General features: G+C 52.8%; 14 protein-coding genes. 7 read left to right on the forward strand and 7 right to left on the reverse strand.

Annotated features, from left to right (window positions below):
- Window positions 1–5 precede the first annotated feature (5 nt).
- Window positions 6–833, forward strand: coding sequence for a carbohydrate ABC transporter permease (locus tag NSU14_RS31040; protein ID WP_042132834.1), 828 nt, complete (start codon window positions 6–8; stop codon window positions 831–833).
- A gap of 71 nt (window positions 834–904) precedes the next feature.
- On the opposite strand, the gene NSU14_RS31045 is transcribed toward NSU14_RS31040, so the two are convergent.
- Window positions 905–1384, reverse strand: coding sequence for a carboxymuconolactone decarboxylase family protein (locus tag NSU14_RS31045; RefSeq protein WP_042132833.1), 480 nt, complete (start codon window positions 1382–1384; stop codon window positions 905–907).
- A 293-nt stretch (window positions 1385–1677) separates the two neighbouring features.
- Here NSU14_RS31045 and sigJ point away from each other — a divergent pair, with 293 nt between their 5' ends.
- Window positions 1678–2541 carry an RNA polymerase sigma factor SigJ gene (sigJ, locus tag NSU14_RS31050; protein WP_340948395.1) on the forward strand — a complete coding sequence of 288 codons (864 nt, stop codon included), beginning with the start codon at window positions 1678–1680 and terminating at the stop codon, window positions 2539–2541.
- Window positions 2542–2698: 157 nt separating this feature from the next.
- On the opposite strand, the gene NSU14_RS31055 is transcribed toward sigJ, so the two are convergent.
- The 6 genes from NSU14_RS31055 to NSU14_RS31080 all read right to left on the reverse strand — a co-directional run bounded on the left by NSU14_RS31055 (window position 2699) and on the right by NSU14_RS31080 (window position 11631).
- Window positions 2699–3829, reverse strand: coding sequence for a glycoside hydrolase family 88 protein (locus NSU14_RS31055; protein WP_076243465.1), 1131 nt, complete (start codon window positions 3827–3829; stop codon window positions 2699–2701).
- Between the two features lie 18 nt (window positions 3830–3847).
- Entirely contained in the window at window positions 3848–6181 is a 2334-nt protein-coding gene (locus NSU14_RS31060) for a helix-turn-helix domain-containing protein (RefSeq protein WP_340948396.1), read from the reverse strand.
- A 52-nt stretch (window positions 6182–6233) separates the two neighbouring features.
- Complete coding sequence (locus tag NSU14_RS31065) at window positions 6234–7118, reverse strand: carbohydrate ABC transporter permease (RefSeq protein WP_042132829.1); 885 nt, start codon at window positions 7116–7118, stop codon at window positions 6234–6236.
- Between the two features lie 36 nt (window positions 7119–7154).
- A complete protein-coding gene (locus NSU14_RS31070; protein WP_042132828.1) occupies window positions 7155–8072 on the reverse strand; it encodes an ABC transporter permease in 918 nt (305 codons plus the stop codon).
- 82 nt (window positions 8073–8154) lie between these two features.
- Window positions 8155–9738 (reverse strand): extracellular solute-binding protein, encoded by a 1584-nt coding sequence (locus NSU14_RS31075; RefSeq protein ID WP_340948398.1) that lies wholly within the window; start codon window positions 9736–9738, stop codon window positions 8155–8157.
- A 663-nt stretch (window positions 9739–10401) separates the two neighbouring features.
- Window positions 10402–11631, reverse strand: coding sequence for a Zn-dependent hydrolase (locus NSU14_RS31080; protein WP_340948399.1), 1230 nt, complete (start codon window positions 11629–11631; stop codon window positions 10402–10404).
- 291 nt (window positions 11632–11922) lie between these two features.
- Here NSU14_RS31080 and NSU14_RS31085 point away from each other — a divergent pair, with 291 nt between their 5' ends.
- From NSU14_RS31085 to NSU14_RS31105, 5 genes are all read left to right on the forward strand, one after another.
- Window positions 11923–12798 carry an aldose 1-epimerase family protein gene (locus NSU14_RS31085; RefSeq protein WP_340948401.1) on the forward strand — a complete coding sequence of 292 codons (876 nt, stop codon included), beginning with the start codon at window positions 11923–11925 and terminating at the stop codon, window positions 12796–12798.
- A 293-nt stretch (window positions 12799–13091) separates the two neighbouring features.
- Complete coding sequence (locus NSU14_RS31090) at window positions 13092–13997, forward strand: glycosyltransferase family A protein (RefSeq protein WP_039296997.1); 906 nt, start codon at window positions 13092–13094, stop codon at window positions 13995–13997.
- A 30-nt stretch (window positions 13998–14027) separates the two neighbouring features.
- Window positions 14028–15083, forward strand: coding sequence for a glycosyltransferase family 2 protein (locus NSU14_RS31095; protein WP_076243459.1), 1056 nt, complete (start codon window positions 14028–14030; stop codon window positions 15081–15083).
- Window positions 15080–16213, forward strand: coding sequence for a polysaccharide pyruvyl transferase family protein (locus tag NSU14_RS31100; protein ID WP_336102171.1), 1134 nt, complete (start codon window positions 15080–15082; stop codon window positions 16211–16213). The genes NSU14_RS31095 and NSU14_RS31100 overlap by 4 nt, the downstream gene beginning before the upstream one ends.
- Entirely contained in the window at window positions 16203–17741 is a 1539-nt protein-coding gene (locus NSU14_RS31105; RefSeq protein ID WP_042132823.1) for a lipopolysaccharide biosynthesis protein, read from the forward strand. The genes NSU14_RS31100 and NSU14_RS31105 overlap by 11 nt, the downstream gene beginning before the upstream one ends.
- The last annotated feature ends 106 nt before the right edge of the window (window positions 17742–17847 follow it).

Here is a 17847-nt window from a genome sequence, read left to right on the forward strand (position 1 = left end):
AGAACATGAATAAAGCCGTAGTTACCAAAAGCATTGCCACACTCATCATGCTGTTCTTCAGCATCGTCATGATTGTACCCTTCATCTGGATGATCAGCACTTCATTCAAGACACCTGCCGAGGTCTTTCAATATCCGGTCCAGTGGATTCCCAGCCATTTCAACTGGAGCCATCATGTTAAGGTCTGGACCGGTCAGGGCAGCTTCGTGCCTTACTATCTGAATTCCCTTAAGGTGGCTATTCTGAGCACTATAGGTGCCGTATCCCTGTCCGCCTTAGCCGCTTATGGGTTTGCCAGAATTGAGTTCAAAGGGCGGAACACCATGTTCATGGTTTATCTGTCCATGATGATGGTTCCCCCGCAGGTGCTGTTCGTGCCCAAATTCATCATGTTCGACTGGGCCGGCATCTACAACACCCACTGGGCGCTGATCCTGCCCGGAATGTTCACCATCTTCGGCGTATTCATGATGCGGCAGTTCTTCCTCTCCGTGCCTCATGAAATTTCAGAGGCCGCCTTCATCGACGGCGCAGGCCACTTCCGTATCTTCTCGCGCATTATCCTGCCGATGGCTAAGCCGTCGCTGGCCACGCTGGCCATCATCGACTTCTCCTGGCACTGGAATGACTATGAGAATGCGCTCGTCTTCCTGATTGACCATGATCTGTTCACCGTCCCGCTCGGGCTGCAGAATTTCATCCTGGAGAACAATGTCGACTACAACGGCATGATGGCCGCTGCAACAGCCGGAATCATTCCCATGATCCTCGTCTTCCTGCTCGGCCAGAAATACATTATTGAAGGTGTGGCCAGCTCAGCGGTCAAGGGCTGACCCCGCCTATAAATAAAGGAGCTATGCCACAGATCGTACGGTGGCATAGCTCCTTTTAAGTTTTTCTTCAGTTACGACAACCCTGCTTTGGTCAAGCCATATGCCGCATCAGATGAACCCGGTACGGTGGTAAAGCCTACGTTCACCCGGTTCCAGGCGTTGATCGCCATGATGGAGAAGGACAGATCGGAGATTTCCTGCTCGGACAGCTGTCCACGGACACGGTCATACAGCTCATCAGGCACGCCGTGCTCCGGCAGCTTGGTCAGTACCTCCGTCCAGGCGAGTGCAGCCCGTTCACGCGGAGAGAACAGTGTTGATTCCCGCCAGATAGAGATGTGATAGAGACGCAGTTCACTCTCGCCGTTAATCTTGGCCTGCTTCACATGCATGTCCAGGCAGAAGCCGCAGCCGTTCATCTGTGAAGCCCGGATGGACACCAGATCTTCAATTTTCTCCTCAATAGAGCTGTTCTTCAAGGCCATGCTGAAATCGAGAAACTTCTTGAAAAGCTCCGGGGACTGCTGCATATAATTCACACGTTGTGCCATAACTATACTCCTCCTATTGGGCTGGTTGTTGTAGTTAAGGTCCGGTCCAGACATTGTCTTCCGCCTGGCGTTTTCCGGCCTTGTTCCGCCCTTCGGACATATAACGAGACAGCTATTCGTTCTGTGACAATGCAGCAGCAGATTTTTTGTCCGGTCCAGTTTTCAGACGTACCTGCCATGAATAATAGGCACCTTCACGCATCCCCGCTCTCTCCTGTCACACATCTCCTCTTTATTTTGTCTACATTATAGCGGAGTTAGATTGACTATATATAAGGATTGGAAGTGGCGTTATGCAGGAGCTGTATGCCCAGTATAAGAACCTATTGTTTAAACTTGCCTACCAGTTAACCGGATCAGCCGCCGATGCCGAGGATGCGGTTCAGGACGTATTCCTGAAGGTGTATGATGTGCCGCCGGAGCGGCTGGCCGAACCGAAAGCCTATCTGTGTAAAATGGTCACGAACCGCTGCCGGGATCTGCACAAATCTGCGCGCAGACAGCGGGAGGAATATTTCGGCGAATGGCTGCCCGAGCCTCTTGCCGGTACAGACGGGGATTCCATGGACTCCGTAGTTCAGGATGATCTCTTATCCTATGCCATGCTTGTCCTGCTGGAGCGGCTGACCCCTGCCGAGCGGGCCGTATTTGTACTTCGTGAAGCGCTGGGCTTTGAATATCAGGAGATTGCCGGACTGGTTGACAAAAGCGAACCGAACTGCCGCAAGCTCTTCAGCCGGGCCAGTGCCAAGATGGGCCTTATCCCCGGGGAGCCTGTCCAGCCGGAGGCGGCTACAGAGGAATGGGTGCACGGGTTCCTGGCCGCCCTGAAGCAGGGCAACATGAACCAGATTCTGACGATGCTTGATCCGGCAGTCGAACTGATCTCCGACGGCGGAGGCAAAGTACGCGCTGCTGCCGAACCGGTAGTCACCCGCGAGCTTGTAGCCCGCTTCCTGCTGGGGCCCTTGCGCGGGGCAGCTACAATTAACGGCGAGGTGACTATTGAAACCGGCCTGATTAACGGACAGCCCGGCCTGATCCTCCGCTCGGACGAAGGTGTTCATACGATAGGCCTTCTGCATACCCGGGACAATCTGATCCGGAATTTATATATTGTCCGCAATCCGGACAAGCTGCAGTATGCCGGGAGTTAGGGCGGGTAACGGGTTTCCGGAAGTGTTGTTCATGTCACGGACTGTACGGTGCCTTCACAGCCACCCAGCCGTCAATCCTATGCGGTCTCTCATTACATCCCTCCGGTGTGGTAATCGGCTCTATGACCGGAACGCCATCCCGCATAGACGGGATTTGTCAGGACCGCTCATACCAGTACCCCGGAATGTCCCGCTCCAGCCGCATTAGCGCCTCCAGATAATAATAATCGCCCCAGATCGTGTAATCATCCGGCGAATCTCCGGCCCTGACTGAATACGAGCCATGCTTCAGCAGGCCTTCCGCTTCCCCGCTGCCATGGGTGGAATAGTGCTCCGCCAGTGCTCTCACTGCTGCCTCCGCCGCTTCCCGGAAGAAGCGGTATTCCGGGTCTGCTTCGCCCAGCTGAGCGGCAATCTCCAGCAGTCCGCAGGCGGCAATCGCCGATGCCGAGCTGTCCCGCTTCGTGTCCGGTCCCACAGGAGCATCGAAATCCCAATACGCCACCCCATCCTCCGGCAGCTGTGACACGAAATAACGGCCCAGCTGCTTCGCCGTTTCCAGCATTTCCGCGCTCTGCAGATAACGGCTGATTAAGGCGAAGCCGTAGATGCCCCACGCCTGCCCGCGCGTCCAGGTCGAGCCGTCACCATAGCCCTGATGCGTTCCACCGCGGATCGCGTCTCCGGTAGCCGGGTCGAAGTAGAAGGTGTGATAGCTTGAGCCATCGCCGCGCACCAGGAAGCGGCGGGCTTTGCGGGCATGCAGCTCAGCCACCCGCCGGTAAGAGGCCACGCCTGTATGCTCATGCGCCCAGAGCAGCAGCGGCAGATTGAGCAGACAGTCGATAATAATCCGGCCGCCATTAACGGAATCGCCCTCCGGCCCCCAGGCCTGAATTAAGCCGGCCGCTTCGCGCCAGCGCTTCATCAGCATATCCGCCGCCTCCAGCGTCAGCTGCGCCGCCCCGGTATCCTGCTCAATGATCCACTGGGCTTTGGAGGACAGGGAATAGAGGAAGCCTATATCATGATGATCAAAAATGATCCTATGGTCCATGCGGTGCCGGAAGCTACGGACGGTTCTTAGCGCCTGTTCGCGGTAGACCGGGTCCTCACTGTATTCAGAGCACAGCCAGAGAATGCCGGACCAGAAGCCCGCTGTCCACTCCGTATTGTCATTCAGCGTGTAATGCTCTCCATCGGTACTCACATGGGGGAACCGGTCCCCGAATCTCAGGATGTTTCGTTTGGTTACGCCAAGTGCGTCTTCAATCGCTTTTTGCCACATATCAGACATTGCTCCTCTTCATAGATTGCCCTGCTGGATCAGCCTGCTGTTCTGCTTGTACTGGCCGGGAGTGATCCCTTCGTATTTCTTGAATACACGGATGAAGGAATTGCTGTTCAGGAAGCCGACCAGCTCGGATACCTCCTGCACGGTCAATTCATCCTGCTGCAGGATTTTCTTGGCCTCTTCTATCCGGTACTGGTTGATATAGTCTATAACATTGGTGCCGGTCTGCTCCTTGAAATACTTGGAGACATACGTAGGATGGAACCGGAACCGTTCGGATATATGGGTCAGCCCCAAATTAACATCAGCGTAATTCTCATGAATGAATTCCAGGAGCTGATCCTTCAGCTCGGTATTATGGGAACGCTTGCGTTCATGCACCATTTGGCAGACCGTCTCCAGAATCTGCAGCAGTCCGGCCTCAATCTCCTCAAAGGTCTCACAGGCAAACAGCTGGCGGACCAGTTCATTGCGCCCGGCCGGCTCCTTCAGGTCATCGGTTTTGAGCTGCTCCGTTGCCTTCAGCATGGTGCCGATCAGCTCGAACATCAGGCAGCGGGCCAGCTCTACAGACAAGGGCTCCCCGGCAAAATTGGTCATCAGAATTTCGTTCATGACCTCAGTAGAGCGGGCATAATTACCTGTAGCGATATAATTGACAAGCTGACGCTCCAGATCAAGCGGATAATAGAGCTCTTCCTTGGGCTGCCGGATCCTGTACTGGTCAATAATCTGGCCGATGCCAAGAATCAGCCGGTACTCCAGCGCCTCCTCTGACTCCTGGAAGCAGGCCGAAATCTCAGCAATGGACTTGTGGACGCTGCTGACTCCGACCGAGAAATAGATGAGGAAGCGTGAATGGATGAAATGCTGCGCCTCCCCGGCGGCGTGGATCAGCTGCGGGACGGCCTCCCCTGCATCCCCCCGGATATTGACCAGGAAGGCGATCCGCCCGTCCATTTCAGCGGAATAGACGGGACCGGCCGAGCCCATCAGTTCCTCCAGCACATTGGACAGAATCAGGTGGACGAACTGGCGCTTCTTCTCCTTGTCCTCAGGTGCCCGGGTACGGAAAAGCCCTTCATAATTCTCGATGTGCACCAGCAATACAGCAAAGGAGTCGCTTTCAAAACAGATGCCAAGGCGGTCCAGCTCCGCAGTAAACCCTGCTCCCGGCTGCACCCGCCCTTTCAGCAGCCTTGCCAGGAAGCTGCTGCGCACCGTCATTTGCTGCTCCTTCAGCCTGCTGGCGAACTGATCCTGCTCTTCCCAGGCCCGGGTCAACACCGTTTGCAGAATACCGAATTCATCATCCGGCTGCTCCAGCTTCCCTTTGACTTTATCGGAAATAATACTCATAATCCGGCCAAGCGGGCGGTAATTACGCCGGGTGAACCACCAGGCAGCCACACCGCCCAGCAGCAGGACAGCTGCCACGCCGGTGAATGTGATGTTGCGGATCACCATCAGCTTCTTGGCATAAATGCGCGTGGGAACGATAGAGACATATTGCCAGTCCTGCACGTTAGAGGAGATCTGGGAGACCGTCACCGATTCCCCGTTCCAGTCTGCTGTTCCCGTCCGTCTTCCGCTATTCTTATTCTGCAGCAAATAGCTGTGTATCGTGTAAGGGGTTTCAACTGTCCCGGTAGAGAATAAGGTACGCCCGTCCCGGTCGAGTATGAACACGATGCTCTCTTGCTCCAGACGCACATTGTTGATGGCCTGCTGAAACCGATCCGGGTCCAGGGTAACCACAAAGGTGGCCGGACTGTTACCGGACAGCTGGATCGGAAAAGGCTGCAGGTAGACCAGCGTCTCCTCAATGCGGCGGTCCTCGCTGAAGACCTTCATTTTGCGGAATAGGCTCTCGTCCGAATCCTGCATCAGCCGGGTCCACTCCTGCTCGCTCACCCCGGTTCCCTCATAATAAATCTCATACAACAGGTTCTTGGAGACAAGCGATGAGGAGGACAGTGCCACATCTGCTGATTTCACGTAGATGTACAATTCACGAATCAATCCATTCCCGATCCGGATCGATTTGAGGTTCTTAATCAGCTCCAGTCCCATCAGCCGCCACCTGGCATCCTGTTCGGACGCGTGATTAATGAAGCTGCTCAGCTGGGAATCGGCCATCAGCTGGCTGCTGATGCTGCTGATATCTCCAATCTGGCTGTCGATCGTCTCCTGTACCTGGGACAGCAGGACCCTGTTGGAGCGGCTGACCTCCTCCTCCAGCAGACTGCGGGACTCCGCAAATACGGCCGCACCGATGGTGACCGGAATGAGCAGGATGACCAGATAAGAGAGGCTCCAGGACAGCAGGATGCTTTTCTTCTTCATGGCTCTCCTCCTCTTGTTCATGATGATGGTGCAATCCGGATAGGGCCCCGGGTTATTCCTTGATCGCGCCAATCATGACGCCTTTCACAAAATACTTCTGTAAAAATGGATAGATAAAGAGAATAGGCAGCGTAGCCACCATTACCGTTGCGTATTTCACACTTTCTCCGATCGCTTCCTTATCCCCCATCGCCGCTGCGGTAGTCATTGAATCCGTGCTGTTCTGGATTAGAATTTCCCGCAATATCAGCTGAAGCGGGTACAGATTACGGTCGCGGATATACAGAATGGCGCTGAACCAGGAGTTCCAGTGGGACACTCCATAGAATAGAATCATAACTGCAATTACCGGCATGGATAAGGGTACCACAATCCGCCAGAGAATTCGCACCTCTCCCGCACCATCAATTCTCGCTGATTCCAGCAGACTCTCGGAAATCTCCTGGAAGGCCGTACGCATAATGATCAGATTATAGCTGCTGACCAGTCCCGGTACAATCAGCGCCATCAGGTTGTTCCCCATGTGCAGCGTATTGTTAATCAGCAGATAGGTGGGAATAATCCCGCCGTTGAAGAACATGGTGAACACAATGGCCAGCATGATCGGATTGCGGAGCATGAAGCTTTTGCGGGACAGGGTATATGCACCCAGAATGGTGAACAGCAGATTGAGCGCCGTACCCAGCACCACGATCACAACCGTATTCCTGTAGCCGGAGAGAATGCTCGGATTGCTCAGCACCAGCTTGTAGCTGTCCAGATTGAACCCGTCCGGAAGAAGCAGCAGCCCGCTATGGGCCATCAGCCGGTTAGAGTCGCTTAACGATGCATTCAGCACATGCCACAGCGGATACAGGGTGATAATGATGAGAAGGAGCATGATCAGCGTATTGGCACTGTCAAACAGCCGTTCTCCTATGGTTCTTTTAATTTTCATGGGAATCCCTCACTTTGTCTTCCTGGTGAAGCGGCACTAGAACAGCTTGTTGTCAGATACCGCTTTGGACAGCCGGTTGGCGCCAATGAGCAGAATGAAGTTGACCACCGACTGGAACAGACCGACGGCAGTGGTATAGCTAAACTCTGCACTCTCACTGATCCCTTTGCGGTAGACAAAGGTTGATATGACATCCGCTGTATCGTAGATATTCGGATTATAGAGCAGAATGACCTTCTCGAAGCCGATCTCCATCAGTCCGCCCACACGCAGAATCAGGAGAATAACAATCATCGGAATAATACCCGGCAGGGTGATATGCCATACCTGGCGCATCCGGCTGGCCCCGTCAACCTTAGAGGCGTCATAGAGTTCAGGATTAATACCGCTTAGCGCAGCCAGATAGATAATCGTCGAGAACCCCAGCTCCTGCCAGACCGAAGATGCAGTATAGATCGTACGGAAATTACCCGGATCACTCAGCAGTGCGCTGCTCTGCCCGCCAAAGAAAACAATTATGGAATTAAACAGCCCGTCGCGGGACGAGAAATCGACCACCATTCCGCAAATGACCACAATCGAGATAAAGTGGGGAATATAAGAGACGGTCTGCACCGTGCGCTTGAACATTTCATGCCTGAGCTCATTGAGCAGCAGCGCAAGCAGGATCGGAGCCGGGAATCCGAACAGCAGCTGATAGAAGCTTAAGACCAGCGTGTTTTTGAGAATCCGCCAGAAATAATAACTCTGGAAAAAATCGCGGAAATGCTGCAGCCCCACCCAATCACTGCCCCAAATTCCTTTGCCGACGGTATATTCCTTAAAAGCGATCACCGCACCATACATCGGCAAATACTTAAATACCAGAAAATACAATACAACCGGGAGTGCCATCCAGTAGATCGCTTTGTTCTTTTTATAATTCATCCATACCAGAGATAACTTCTGCGGCATAGTCTCCCTCCTTTCCTCTTCTTCATTGCAGGTCCGCGGGGGTAAAATTCTCATTCACCGCCCCGCGGACAGCTCCTCTGTCTTATCTGGCGTTATAGCGGTCTAAGGCTGCCTGCTGAATTTCAATCGCCCGCTTCACATTGAACTTGTCAATCTGGGCGGTGAACTTGCCGAAGTTCTCTATCGGTTCCGCACCGATGACGAATTTGATGAACATCTCATCACGGTAAGTACTAATATCGCTCATGATTTTGCTGTACTCCGTGGACTCCTCTGTAGTCAGGCTGACCGGGGGAAGACCGACCTTGAGTGTGTTATCGCTGTATTTGGAAAAGAGCGCAACCGCGTCCTTCTGCTGCTGATACTGGTAATACTGCTCGTTGTACCGGTCATCATCCTCACCGACAAACGGATAATTGGCAATGAAATGCTTCGCCATCGCCTGAACCACCGACAACCCGTCCGGATTCTTCAGAATCTCATCCGTGTAGGTCGGATATCCGTCCTTCATCGTGTACGTTACACCCTCTACGCCGAAGTTCTTCAGCATATGGCCTTCTTCACTGAAGAAGTAGTCCAGCGCCTTCACGGTTTCCTCCGGGTTCTTGTTGCTCTTGGTAATCGTCGCGCCGGCACCGCTCCACTCCCAGGACCGGCCGGTGAACATCGGCTCATCCCCCTTGTTCACTACAGGGTACTGCACAGCGGTAAGGTTGGCCTCCGGCTCCTTCTCCTGCAGTGCAGGCAGATAACGTCCAATGCCGCCGCCAATGAAGGCAAAGAAGGCGCCGGCCTGACCGCCCAGAATCTTGGCATCATAGGTTTTCTGATCATTCGTGGCGAAGTCAGGATCAATCAGGCCCTCCTGATACCAGCGGTGGAACGTGGTCAGGAATTCTTTGAATTCCGGCTCTGTCGGCCCGTAGGCTACCTTACCGTCCTTCAGGAAGATCGTATTCGTGATCCCGTAGGCTTCGAGGAAGGTTGGGGCCGCCGGGCCCATCGTAGTCAGCTTAGGCGGTGCACCGAACAGGAGCGGAGCGGTGACCCCTTTCTTTTCCTTGAACGCCTTCAATACCGTCTCCCATTCAGCGAGCGTCTCCGGCTGCTGGAGATTCAATTCGTCCAGCCAGTCCTGGCGGATGAATGTGCCTCCGAACGTCTTATATTTGCCCAGCCGCAGATGGGGAATCGCGTAGATGTCTCCGTTATCCGCTTTCAATTGTTTCGCGACCTCGGGATTCTCGTCCAGAATCTTCTTCAGGTTGGGCGCGTACTGGTCAATCAGGTCGTTCAGCTTAATGATCGTGCCGTCCGTGTACAGCTTGGAATAATCCCCGTAGACGAACATCACATCCGGCAGCTCATTCGAAGCCAGCATGACATTGAACTGCTCCGTCTCCGCACCGACGGCGGGATGCTGGAATTCCGTCTTAATGTTGGTCTTCTTCTCCCACTCCTGAATCGCCGTAATCTCACTCATGTTCTTCAGCGTAATTGACACATTCGTATTCAGTGACGCCCAGATCGAAATTGGGGTAGGCTCATCCGCTGTCGCTCCTCCGGCATTCCCGTTCCCGTTCCCGCCCGAGCAGCCTGCCAGTCCGCCTATAGCCAGCAGCAAGCTGGTGCCGAGCATCATCCGTTGTCTCCAAGATCTCTTCATCCCTTCACATCTCCCCCATGTGTTCTTAATAGAAAGGCCATCGCCGGAGGCGCCTGTCTTGCGGTTTTGCTGTCCTGCCGAAGCTGCCTCCTGCTCCTCCAACTTAACGCCGTACGCCAGCCTTGACTATCTCCCATTCTTGCTGCGATATCGATATATTGATTAACGCCTGTCCATCACAGGAATTGCATACGGATGCTAAGAAATCGGGATTGATTTCGCCTGATATTCCAATCCGGGTTATTGCGAGTGATGATTACGCTTTCATATTATATCAAACTGCAGCGTTGTCGCGGCATTGCACATACTCTCTCCCTGCACCGGAGTGGCAAATGTACTCGGTTTTTCATGTACATTTGGTTCGTCTAGCCTATCGTTGGCACATTGTACTCGGTTTTTCATGTACATTTGGTTCGTCTAGCCTATCGTTGGCACATTGTACTCGGTTTTTCGCATACATTCGGCCCGTCTACCCTATCGTTGGCACAATGTACTCGGTTTTTCGTGTACATTCGGCTCATCCCCGTACCGCCCACTTTCAGCGGAATTAGAGGGTTTCAGCGGGTACCAATAATTTCCTATATAAAGAAAAAAGACACCGGTTAAGTGTCTTAAAGTCTTTGACATCAATCTATGCAATTCGCCCAGCCTGCAAGCCATCCGTCACGAACTCGCCAACACCGCCAGCACCGTTTCCAGCACCACATTCACGCCCATCTCGCACTCATCATAAGAAGTGAGCTCTTCCTCGCAGTGGCTTTTCCCCTTCACACTGGGTACAAAAATCATCGTCGACGGCAGGAATCCGGCCACGAACTGGGCATCATGCCCTGCTCCGCTGGCCATCTTCCGGCTGCTATAGCCCAGTTTCCGGGTAGCTTGCTCAACCAGGGCACAGACCTCCGTATCGAACCATACGGTATCGCGTCCCCACAGCTTCGTCTTCGACACACTACACTCCAGCAGTTCCTCAGGCAGACCGTTAATAATCGCCTCTACTTCACGGACAATATCCATATCCTTATGTCGGGCTTCCACGGTGAAGATCACCTTGTTCGGAATAACGGTATGAATATTAGGCAGCACGTTCATTCTCCCCATGGTATAGACCAGCTCGGAGTCCAGTACAGCCAGCTTCCGCCGCAGCTCCGTAATTATATCTGTAGCGGCAAAAAGCGCATCCCTACGCATATCCATCGGCGTGGTGCCCGCATGGTCCGATTCGCCTGTCACTTCAATCTCATAACAGGCCATCCCGACAACACAGTCGACCAGGCCGATCTTAAGATTTTCTTTCTCCAGCACAGGTCCCTGCTCGATATGCAGCTCCAGATAAGCCGTCGCTTCCTTGATCCGGTTCTCCGCATCGCCCGCATAGCCGCTGGCCTGCAGCGCTTCACCGAAGGTCGTACCCTCCGGGTCCTTCTTCTTCAGCATCTCCGCCTTGTCGAACTTGCCCGCCAAGACACCCGAAGCCATCATCGACGGCTCGAAGCGGGCACCTTCCTCGTTGGTGAAATTCATCACTGTTATTGGCAAGCGCGGCTTAATACCATGGTCAACCAGGGTTCTTACCACTTCCAAACCCGCGATTACACCGAGCACCCCATCGAATCTGCCGCCTTTCTTGACAGTATCCAGATGCGATCCGATCACTATGGGCGGACCTTCTTCACTGCCCGCAAGCGTAGCGTACATATTTCCCATATCATCGACTTTCACGGCCATTCCCAGCTCTTCTGCGCAGGAAGTGAAATAGCCTCGCACCCGCACATCCTGCTCCGACAGCGATAACCGGGTGACCCCGTTGTTGTCCGTCCGCCCGAAATCGGCGAATGACTCGATCGTATTCTTCAATCTCTCACCGTTCACGAATATCTGCTGCAGCTGCATGGCCCTATTCCTCCGTTTCGAACGCTCATTTATATGAAACGAACTTGAAGTCCCCGATTTGGGTGTTGTTCGCGACTGCGGTAGCCCTCCGTCACTCTCACCCATTCGCAAGTTTAGTTCGTTTTATATAGAATTATTGCTTTCTATATATGTTATACCATTCCGTATTATTTTCATTTTACAGACTGTAATAATATTTTTTGGTTTTGTTCACGTTATGTTATAACGCGATTGGGGAAGTCTGATAGAATATGAGCTGGTAGGAAGCATAATCTGAGAGGAGCTAAGCATATGAATACCCTTTTGCGCAGCGGCACAGCCGAAGCTGTGATCAGTTCACTCGGAGCCGAGCTGATCAGCTTCAGAAGAACAGATACGGAGACTGAATATATGTGGAGCGGGGATGCCGCCTATTGGACAGGCCGTTCACCAGTGCTGTTCCCGATTATCGGCGCAGCCATCCAAGGCGAGATCAAAGCGGACGGGCAAGCTTATAAGATTGCCAATCACGGCTTCGCCAGACGCAGTGAATTCACGCTGCAGGAGGCAAGCGATACCCAGGCGATCTTCCGGCTCTCGCATAGTGAGAGCACGTTGGCGGTCTACCCGTACAAATTCAACCTGTTCCTCACCTATATCCTGAGCGGAAGCACCCTTGAGATCAGCTACCGTGTGGAGAATTCAGATGAACAGGAAATTATCTTCCAGCTCGGCACCCACCCTGCATTCAATTGCCCGATTGCCGGAGAGGGCAGCTTCGCGGATTATTATCTTGAATTTGAGCAAAAGGAAACGTTAGACCGCCTGTTCCTGAATTCCACCGGCCAGTTGATTAACGGCCAGACCGATCCGCTCTTGCAAGAAGAGAACATTCTGCCGCTAAACCATGAGATGTTTGAGCATGACGCACTCGTCTTCAAGAATGTAAGCTCGCAGTCTGTAGCGCTGAAGAGCAAGCTGTCTGCCAAAAGCGTAAGCGTAGCTTACCATAACTTCCCTGATCTCGGGATCTGGCAGCCGAAGAACGCACCGTTCCTGTGCATTGAGCCCTGGCATGGTGTAGCAGACAGTGAAGACTTCACCGGGGACATCCGTGATAAAGCGGGAGCCATCTCCCTGCCGCCGGGCGGCCAGTCTACAAGCTCGCTTACGATTACGTTCAACTAACCGGTTGTTGCTCCACCGTTTCTCGAAGAACAAAATAACCCCACAAAGTGGGGCCTTATCTTCGATGATGATTCAGGTACTTTCCGGGGACCCCAAAACATATCGGCCGCAGCCGCCTAACGGTGGATGCGGCTTTTTGTGTCAAATTATAATCCATATCCTACGCTTGCGGCGGCAGGCCGTCCAATAAGTAAACTAAAGTAGTATATACAACCTTTTACTGCCAATAGTAAGCTTAAGGTAGTTAATTCACTACACATAGAATGGGAGAAATGGATAAGGGAGTGGAGTATATGCAAGGATTGTCAGTGGCTATCTGCACGAGGAACCGGGTACAGGACCTGACACGGTGCATTCATTCTATAACTAAACAAGACATAGGCAGGACATACCCCATTGAGGTCATACTTATAGATGACGGCGAAATACCAGCCCGTGTACTTACTGAATTTGAAGCTTTACTTACCGGATGCGGTTATCCTTTGACTTATTTCAGCAAGACGGACCGGGGATTATGGCTGTCCCGGATCAAGGCAGTGGAACTGTCCACCATGGACAAAATCCTCTTCCTGGATGATGACGTCGAAATCCCCGCTCACTACCTGTCTACCTTGATTCAAACCTACGATGATTATCCTAACTGCGCAGGAGTCGGCGGTATCGCCATCGGGATGCGGAACAGCTTCCTCGGAACCATCCGCTGCCTGCTGTCCTTCCAGCAATCCCTGTCGAGCGGCAAGCTCTCCTTAAGCGGTCAAGCCGGGTCCATGTACAACTGGCATAAAGCCCGGAAGATCTTCAAGACTGAATTCCAGCATGGCTGCAACATGTCCTTCAAAAAAGCGGCAATTCAGGACCTGAAGCCCGTTCCCTGGCTTACCAGCTACAGCGTCGGTGAAGATATTCTCATGTCCCGCATCGCCCGGAGCTCCGGCCCTTTGTATATCAATCCTGAGCTCAAGCTGCTGCATCATGAATCTCCGGCCTCCCGGGACAATCTCGAAGATGTCGCCTATACCCGGGTGCTGAATCATGTGCATTTGCTCAAGGATAAACGGTCGGGCCCCATCGGCTATCTCGCCCTGATGTGGACGACGCTCTACCTCATTCTCCGCGAGCAGCCCAAGAAGAATGTCGCCGCTATCAAGGGCTATAAGAAGGGGCTGAAGGAGATCTTCAACAGCCAGACCGCCGGGTAATCCGTCAAAACTCAGGAAGGGAGTGGAGTTATGAGTGTAAGCATTGTAGTTCCCATGTACAATTTAGAGCGTTATGTGGCTCCATTGCTGGATTCACTCCTGGACCAGAGCGAGAAGCGGTTCGAAGTGATTATGGTCGACGACGGCTCTACGGACCGTACGTACGAGGTGGCCGAAGCGATTCTGGCGCGGCATCCCATCCTGAGAGCCAAGCTGATCCGCACGGCCAATGCCGGAGTGAGCGCCGCCAGAAACACCGGGCTTGCAGCAGCCAGCGGCGACTATGTGCTGTTCCTGGACGGGGATGATTATATTGCCAGCGGACTGGTGCAGAGCATTGAAGCACATACCTGGAGCGCTGCTCCGGATATTCTCTGCTGGGGTTACAGTCTGGTCCGCGAAGACAAGTCCACGATTGTAAACTTCACTTCAGCGGCAAGCGACACTACGGGGAGCGAAGCGCTGAAGAATATTTTTGTGCATAAAAGCCTCAGAATCTGGACCGGCAGCATCGCCTTCAAACGGACCTTTCTGCTGGAGAACGGCATCCGCTACACCGAGCGCTGCGTGAACGGGGAAGATCAGGAATTCATCTACAAAGCGCTATCACGTGCCTCGCGGGCCATATCCATTCCGGATGTGCTGTCCTTCTATCTGCAGAGAACATCCTCCATCTCCAATACGTATAACGTGAACAAATTCGACATGGTCGATGCTTTCAAGCGGGTAGCTGATTATTTCAGAGCCCATCCCTTTGACGGGACATCTGAGATATCCGAATTACTGCTGAACCGGGAGCTGACCGAGAACTACTTTTACAACCTGAAGACCTGTCTGAACGGCACTGCGGGAATGGATGTCAGGCGCCTGCTTCAGGATATGGACACCCGTTATCCCGGACTTCCCCAGGAGATGCGGCCGATCATACGAGAGTACCAGGGGGACGACCGCCAGCTCGCGCTGCAGATCAGAGCCTTCTTAATCTCCCCGTCCTTGTACGGAGCGCTGATTGTTATCGACAGAAACTGGGTCCAATTCAAACAGAAGCTCAAAACCGTGATGGGCAGAAAGGAAATCAAAGTATGAAGAAGACGATGATGATCAACGCATATACAGAGTTCAATTTGGGCGATGATTTGTTCATTAAAGTGTTATGTGAGCGATACCCCGGTACCCGGTTTATGCTGATTGCCCCGCAGCAATATAAGCTCGTCTTCAAAGACCTCCGTAATCTCAAGGTGTATGCCTCGGACTCCGTGCTGCTGCGGGGGATCAACTATATTTTCCGCAAATTAAAGCTTCATCCGAACTTCGTGCAGAAGCTGCTGACGGATCAGGGCGACGGAACCGTGCATATCGGCGGGTCTATTTTTATGCAAGGTGAACAGTGGGAAGAATATGTGGCTGGTGCTGAAGCCCTTCGCAATAAAAGCAAGCCCTACTACCTGATGGGTGCGAACTTCGGCCCGTACAAGGATGAGGCCTACTACCAGCAATATAGGGAAATCTTCCAGAATTATGCCGATGTCTCTTTCCGGGAGCAATATTCCTATGACCTGTTTAAGGATCTGGACAATGTGCGGCTTGCGCCGGATATTATTTTTCAGCTGAAATACAGCGGCGGTAGAGCTCCGGCTGTGGAGGGTAAGACCCTTGCCATTTCCGTGATCAAGCCCTCGTCCAAAGCTTTAGACGGTTTTGACAACCTCTATTATGAAAAAATGAAAGATGTTGCAATCTATTTCATTCAGCAGGGGTATGACGTGCATTTCATGTCCTTCTGTCAGCATGAAGGGGACCAGGAAGCGATCAGTCTGATCCTGAATCTGATTCCTGCGGAGCTTCAGGCCCACACCCACGCCCATCTCTACAAAACAGATATGGATGAGATTCTCGCCGTGCTGTCCGGTGCAAGCTGCATTGTCGCCTCCAGATTCCATGCGATGATCCTCGGCTGGGTGTTCGGCAAACCGGTGTTTCCCGTGGCTTACAGCAACAAGATGATCAACGTGATGCAGGATGCTTATTTCGGGGGGGCGTATACGGACTTCGCCCATTTGGCTGAGCTGACGCCCGAGCAGGTCTATGAGAGCATGGCTGCGGGTACGCTCGATGTAACGCTGCAGGCGAACCAGGCGGAGAAGCATTTTGAGCAATTGGATGCTTATCTGACACCCGAACCGCTGCTGGAAGGGAGAAGAAGCTATGAAAGCTAAACGGAGCATGCTGAACCTGGGCTTCGGGCTTACCAGCCAGGTGATTACCATTATCCTCGGTTTCTTCATCCCCCGCCTGATCATGGTTAACTACGGCTCGGAAGCGAACGGACTGATTGCCTCGATTGTGCAGATTATCAGTTATTTCGCCCTGCTTGAGGCAGGGGTTGGCGCGGCATCGCTGCAGGCACTCTATAAGCCGGTGGCCGGCAACGACCGGAGCCACATCAACTCCATTCTGGCCGCTACCTCCAGCTACTACAAAAAAACCGGGATCTACTATTTCATCTCAGTCGTGCTGCTGGCGGTTATCTATCCGCTGGTCATTCATTCAGAGATCAGCAGTATCAGCGTAGTGGCCATTATCCTGTTCTCCGGCCTCGGCGGAGCGATCAATTATTACTTTCAGGGCAAGTTCAGGGTCCTCCTGATTGCCGAGGGTAAAAGCTATATTGAGACCTCTATCGTCACTGTAGCGAACATTCTGAACAACGTGGTTCGTATCATCCTGCTGCTGCAGGGCGTGAACATCATCGCCGTCCAGGCCTCGTTCTTCGTGCTGACTCTGCTGCAGATTGTCGCGTTCTATATCTATGCGAAGCGGCATTACAAATGGATGGATCTCAGTATGACGCCTGATTTTGCCGCCATTGGACAAAAGAATTCCGTCATGGTGCATGAGATCTCCTATCTCATCTTCCGTAACACGGATGTGCTGATCCTGACGATCTTCACCAACCTGAAGATTGTCAGTATCTACGTGATGTACAATATGATCTTCACCATCGTCGACAACATCGTCCAGACCGTCAACGGCAGCGTCAAATCGGCGCTGGGGCAGAGCTATCATGAGGGCAAAGAGGCTTTTGTCAAATTCTATGATGCGTATGAGGTCTATTTCATGGGCCTGATCTTCTCCATTCTGACCGTGGTCTATATTCTGATTCTGCCGTTCATGCGGCTGTACACCGCCGGGGTCAACGATGTGAATTATATCAACTTCTGGCTGCCGATTCTGTTCGTGGTGATCAAGCTGCTGACCAATGCCCGCACGTCGTCGAACAACCTGATTACCATTGCCGGACATTTCCGCAACACACAATTCCGTTCGATTCTGGAGTCGGCGATCAACCTCGGAGCTTCGATTGTGTTCGTAATCTTCTTCGGAATCTACGGTGTGCTAATGGGAACTATTGTTGCTCTGCTCTACCGTTCGATCGATATTGTGGTCTACGCCAGCCGGGTGCTGCTGGAGCGCAGCCCATGGATCACCTTCCGCAGATGGCTTACGAACGTCGCCGTCTTCGCGGCAATCGTGTTCATTACGACCAAGCTGAATCTGAGCATCACCTCCTACACCGGCGTAATCCTCTGGGGCGCGCTGCTGGGTGTGATTATCCTGCCGATCTATTTCCTGGTGGGTTCTCTGATGGAACGCGAGGTCTTCCTCTATACCTGGAGCTACGCCAAGAAATTCAGAACGAAGCTTAAGCTTAAGCGGAAGGTTGCGGCCGGGCAGACGCTGTAATGCTGGAAATGGGGTAGCGCAGATTCCCATTCCAGCCGCATACAACCTGCCGGCACACCTCCCCAGTTTTTAAGTGGATAAACGTAGCTTAATTTACCGTTGTTCG

The sequence above is a fragment of the Paenibacillus sp. FSL R10-2771 genome (genome assembly GCF_038000205.1).
GTDB classification, from domain to species: domain Bacteria; phylum Bacillota; class Bacilli; order Paenibacillales; family Paenibacillaceae; genus Paenibacillus_AQ; species Paenibacillus_AQ phytohabitans.

Excerpts from the sequence above, each read along its gene's own strand:
- NSU14_RS31095 (WP_076243459.1), top strand. The coding sequence starts at position 14,028 with ATGAGTGTAAGCATTGTAGTTCCCATGTACAATTTAGAGCGTTATGTG.
- NSU14_RS31075 (WP_340948398.1), bottom strand. The coding sequence starts at position 9,738 with ATGAAGAGATCTTGGAGACAACGGATGATGCTCGGCACCAGCTTGCTG.
- NSU14_RS31055 (WP_076243465.1), bottom strand. The coding sequence starts at position 3,829 with ATGTGGCAAAAAGCGATTGAAGACGCACTTGGCGTAACCAAACGAAAC.
- NSU14_RS31040 (WP_042132834.1), top strand. The coding sequence starts at position 6 with ATGAATAAAGCCGTAGTTACCAAAAGCATTGCCACACTCATCATGCTG.
- NSU14_RS31065 (WP_042132829.1), bottom strand. The coding sequence starts at position 7,118 with ATGAAAATTAAAAGAACCATAGGAGAACGGCTGTTTGACAGTGCCAAT.
- NSU14_RS31100 (WP_336102171.1), top strand. The coding sequence starts at position 15,080 with ATGAAGAAGACGATGATGATCAACGCATATACAGAGTTCAATTTGGGC.
- sigJ (WP_340948395.1), top strand. The coding sequence starts at position 1,678 with ATGCAGGAGCTGTATGCCCAGTATAAGAACCTATTGTTTAAACTTGCC.
- NSU14_RS31045 (WP_042132833.1), bottom strand. The coding sequence starts at position 1,384 with ATGGCACAACGTGTGAATTATATGCAGCAGTCCCCGGAGCTTTTCAAG.
- NSU14_RS31080 (WP_340948399.1), bottom strand. The coding sequence starts at position 11,631 with ATGCAGCTGCAGCAGATATTCGTGAACGGTGAGAGATTGAAGAATACG.
- NSU14_RS31060 (WP_340948396.1), bottom strand. The coding sequence starts at position 6,181 with ATGAAGAAGAAAAGCATCCTGCTGTCCTGGAGCCTCTCTTATCTGGTC.
- NSU14_RS31085 (WP_340948401.1), top strand. The coding sequence starts at position 11,923 with ATGAATACCCTTTTGCGCAGCGGCACAGCCGAAGCTGTGATCAGTTCA.
- NSU14_RS31070 (WP_042132828.1), bottom strand. The coding sequence starts at position 8,072 with ATGCCGCAGAAGTTATCTCTGGTATGGATGAATTATAAAAAGAACAAA.
- NSU14_RS31090 (WP_039296997.1), top strand. The coding sequence starts at position 13,092 with ATGCAAGGATTGTCAGTGGCTATCTGCACGAGGAACCGGGTACAGGAC.
- NSU14_RS31105 (WP_042132823.1), top strand. The coding sequence starts at position 16,203 with ATGAAAGCTAAACGGAGCATGCTGAACCTGGGCTTCGGGCTTACCAGC.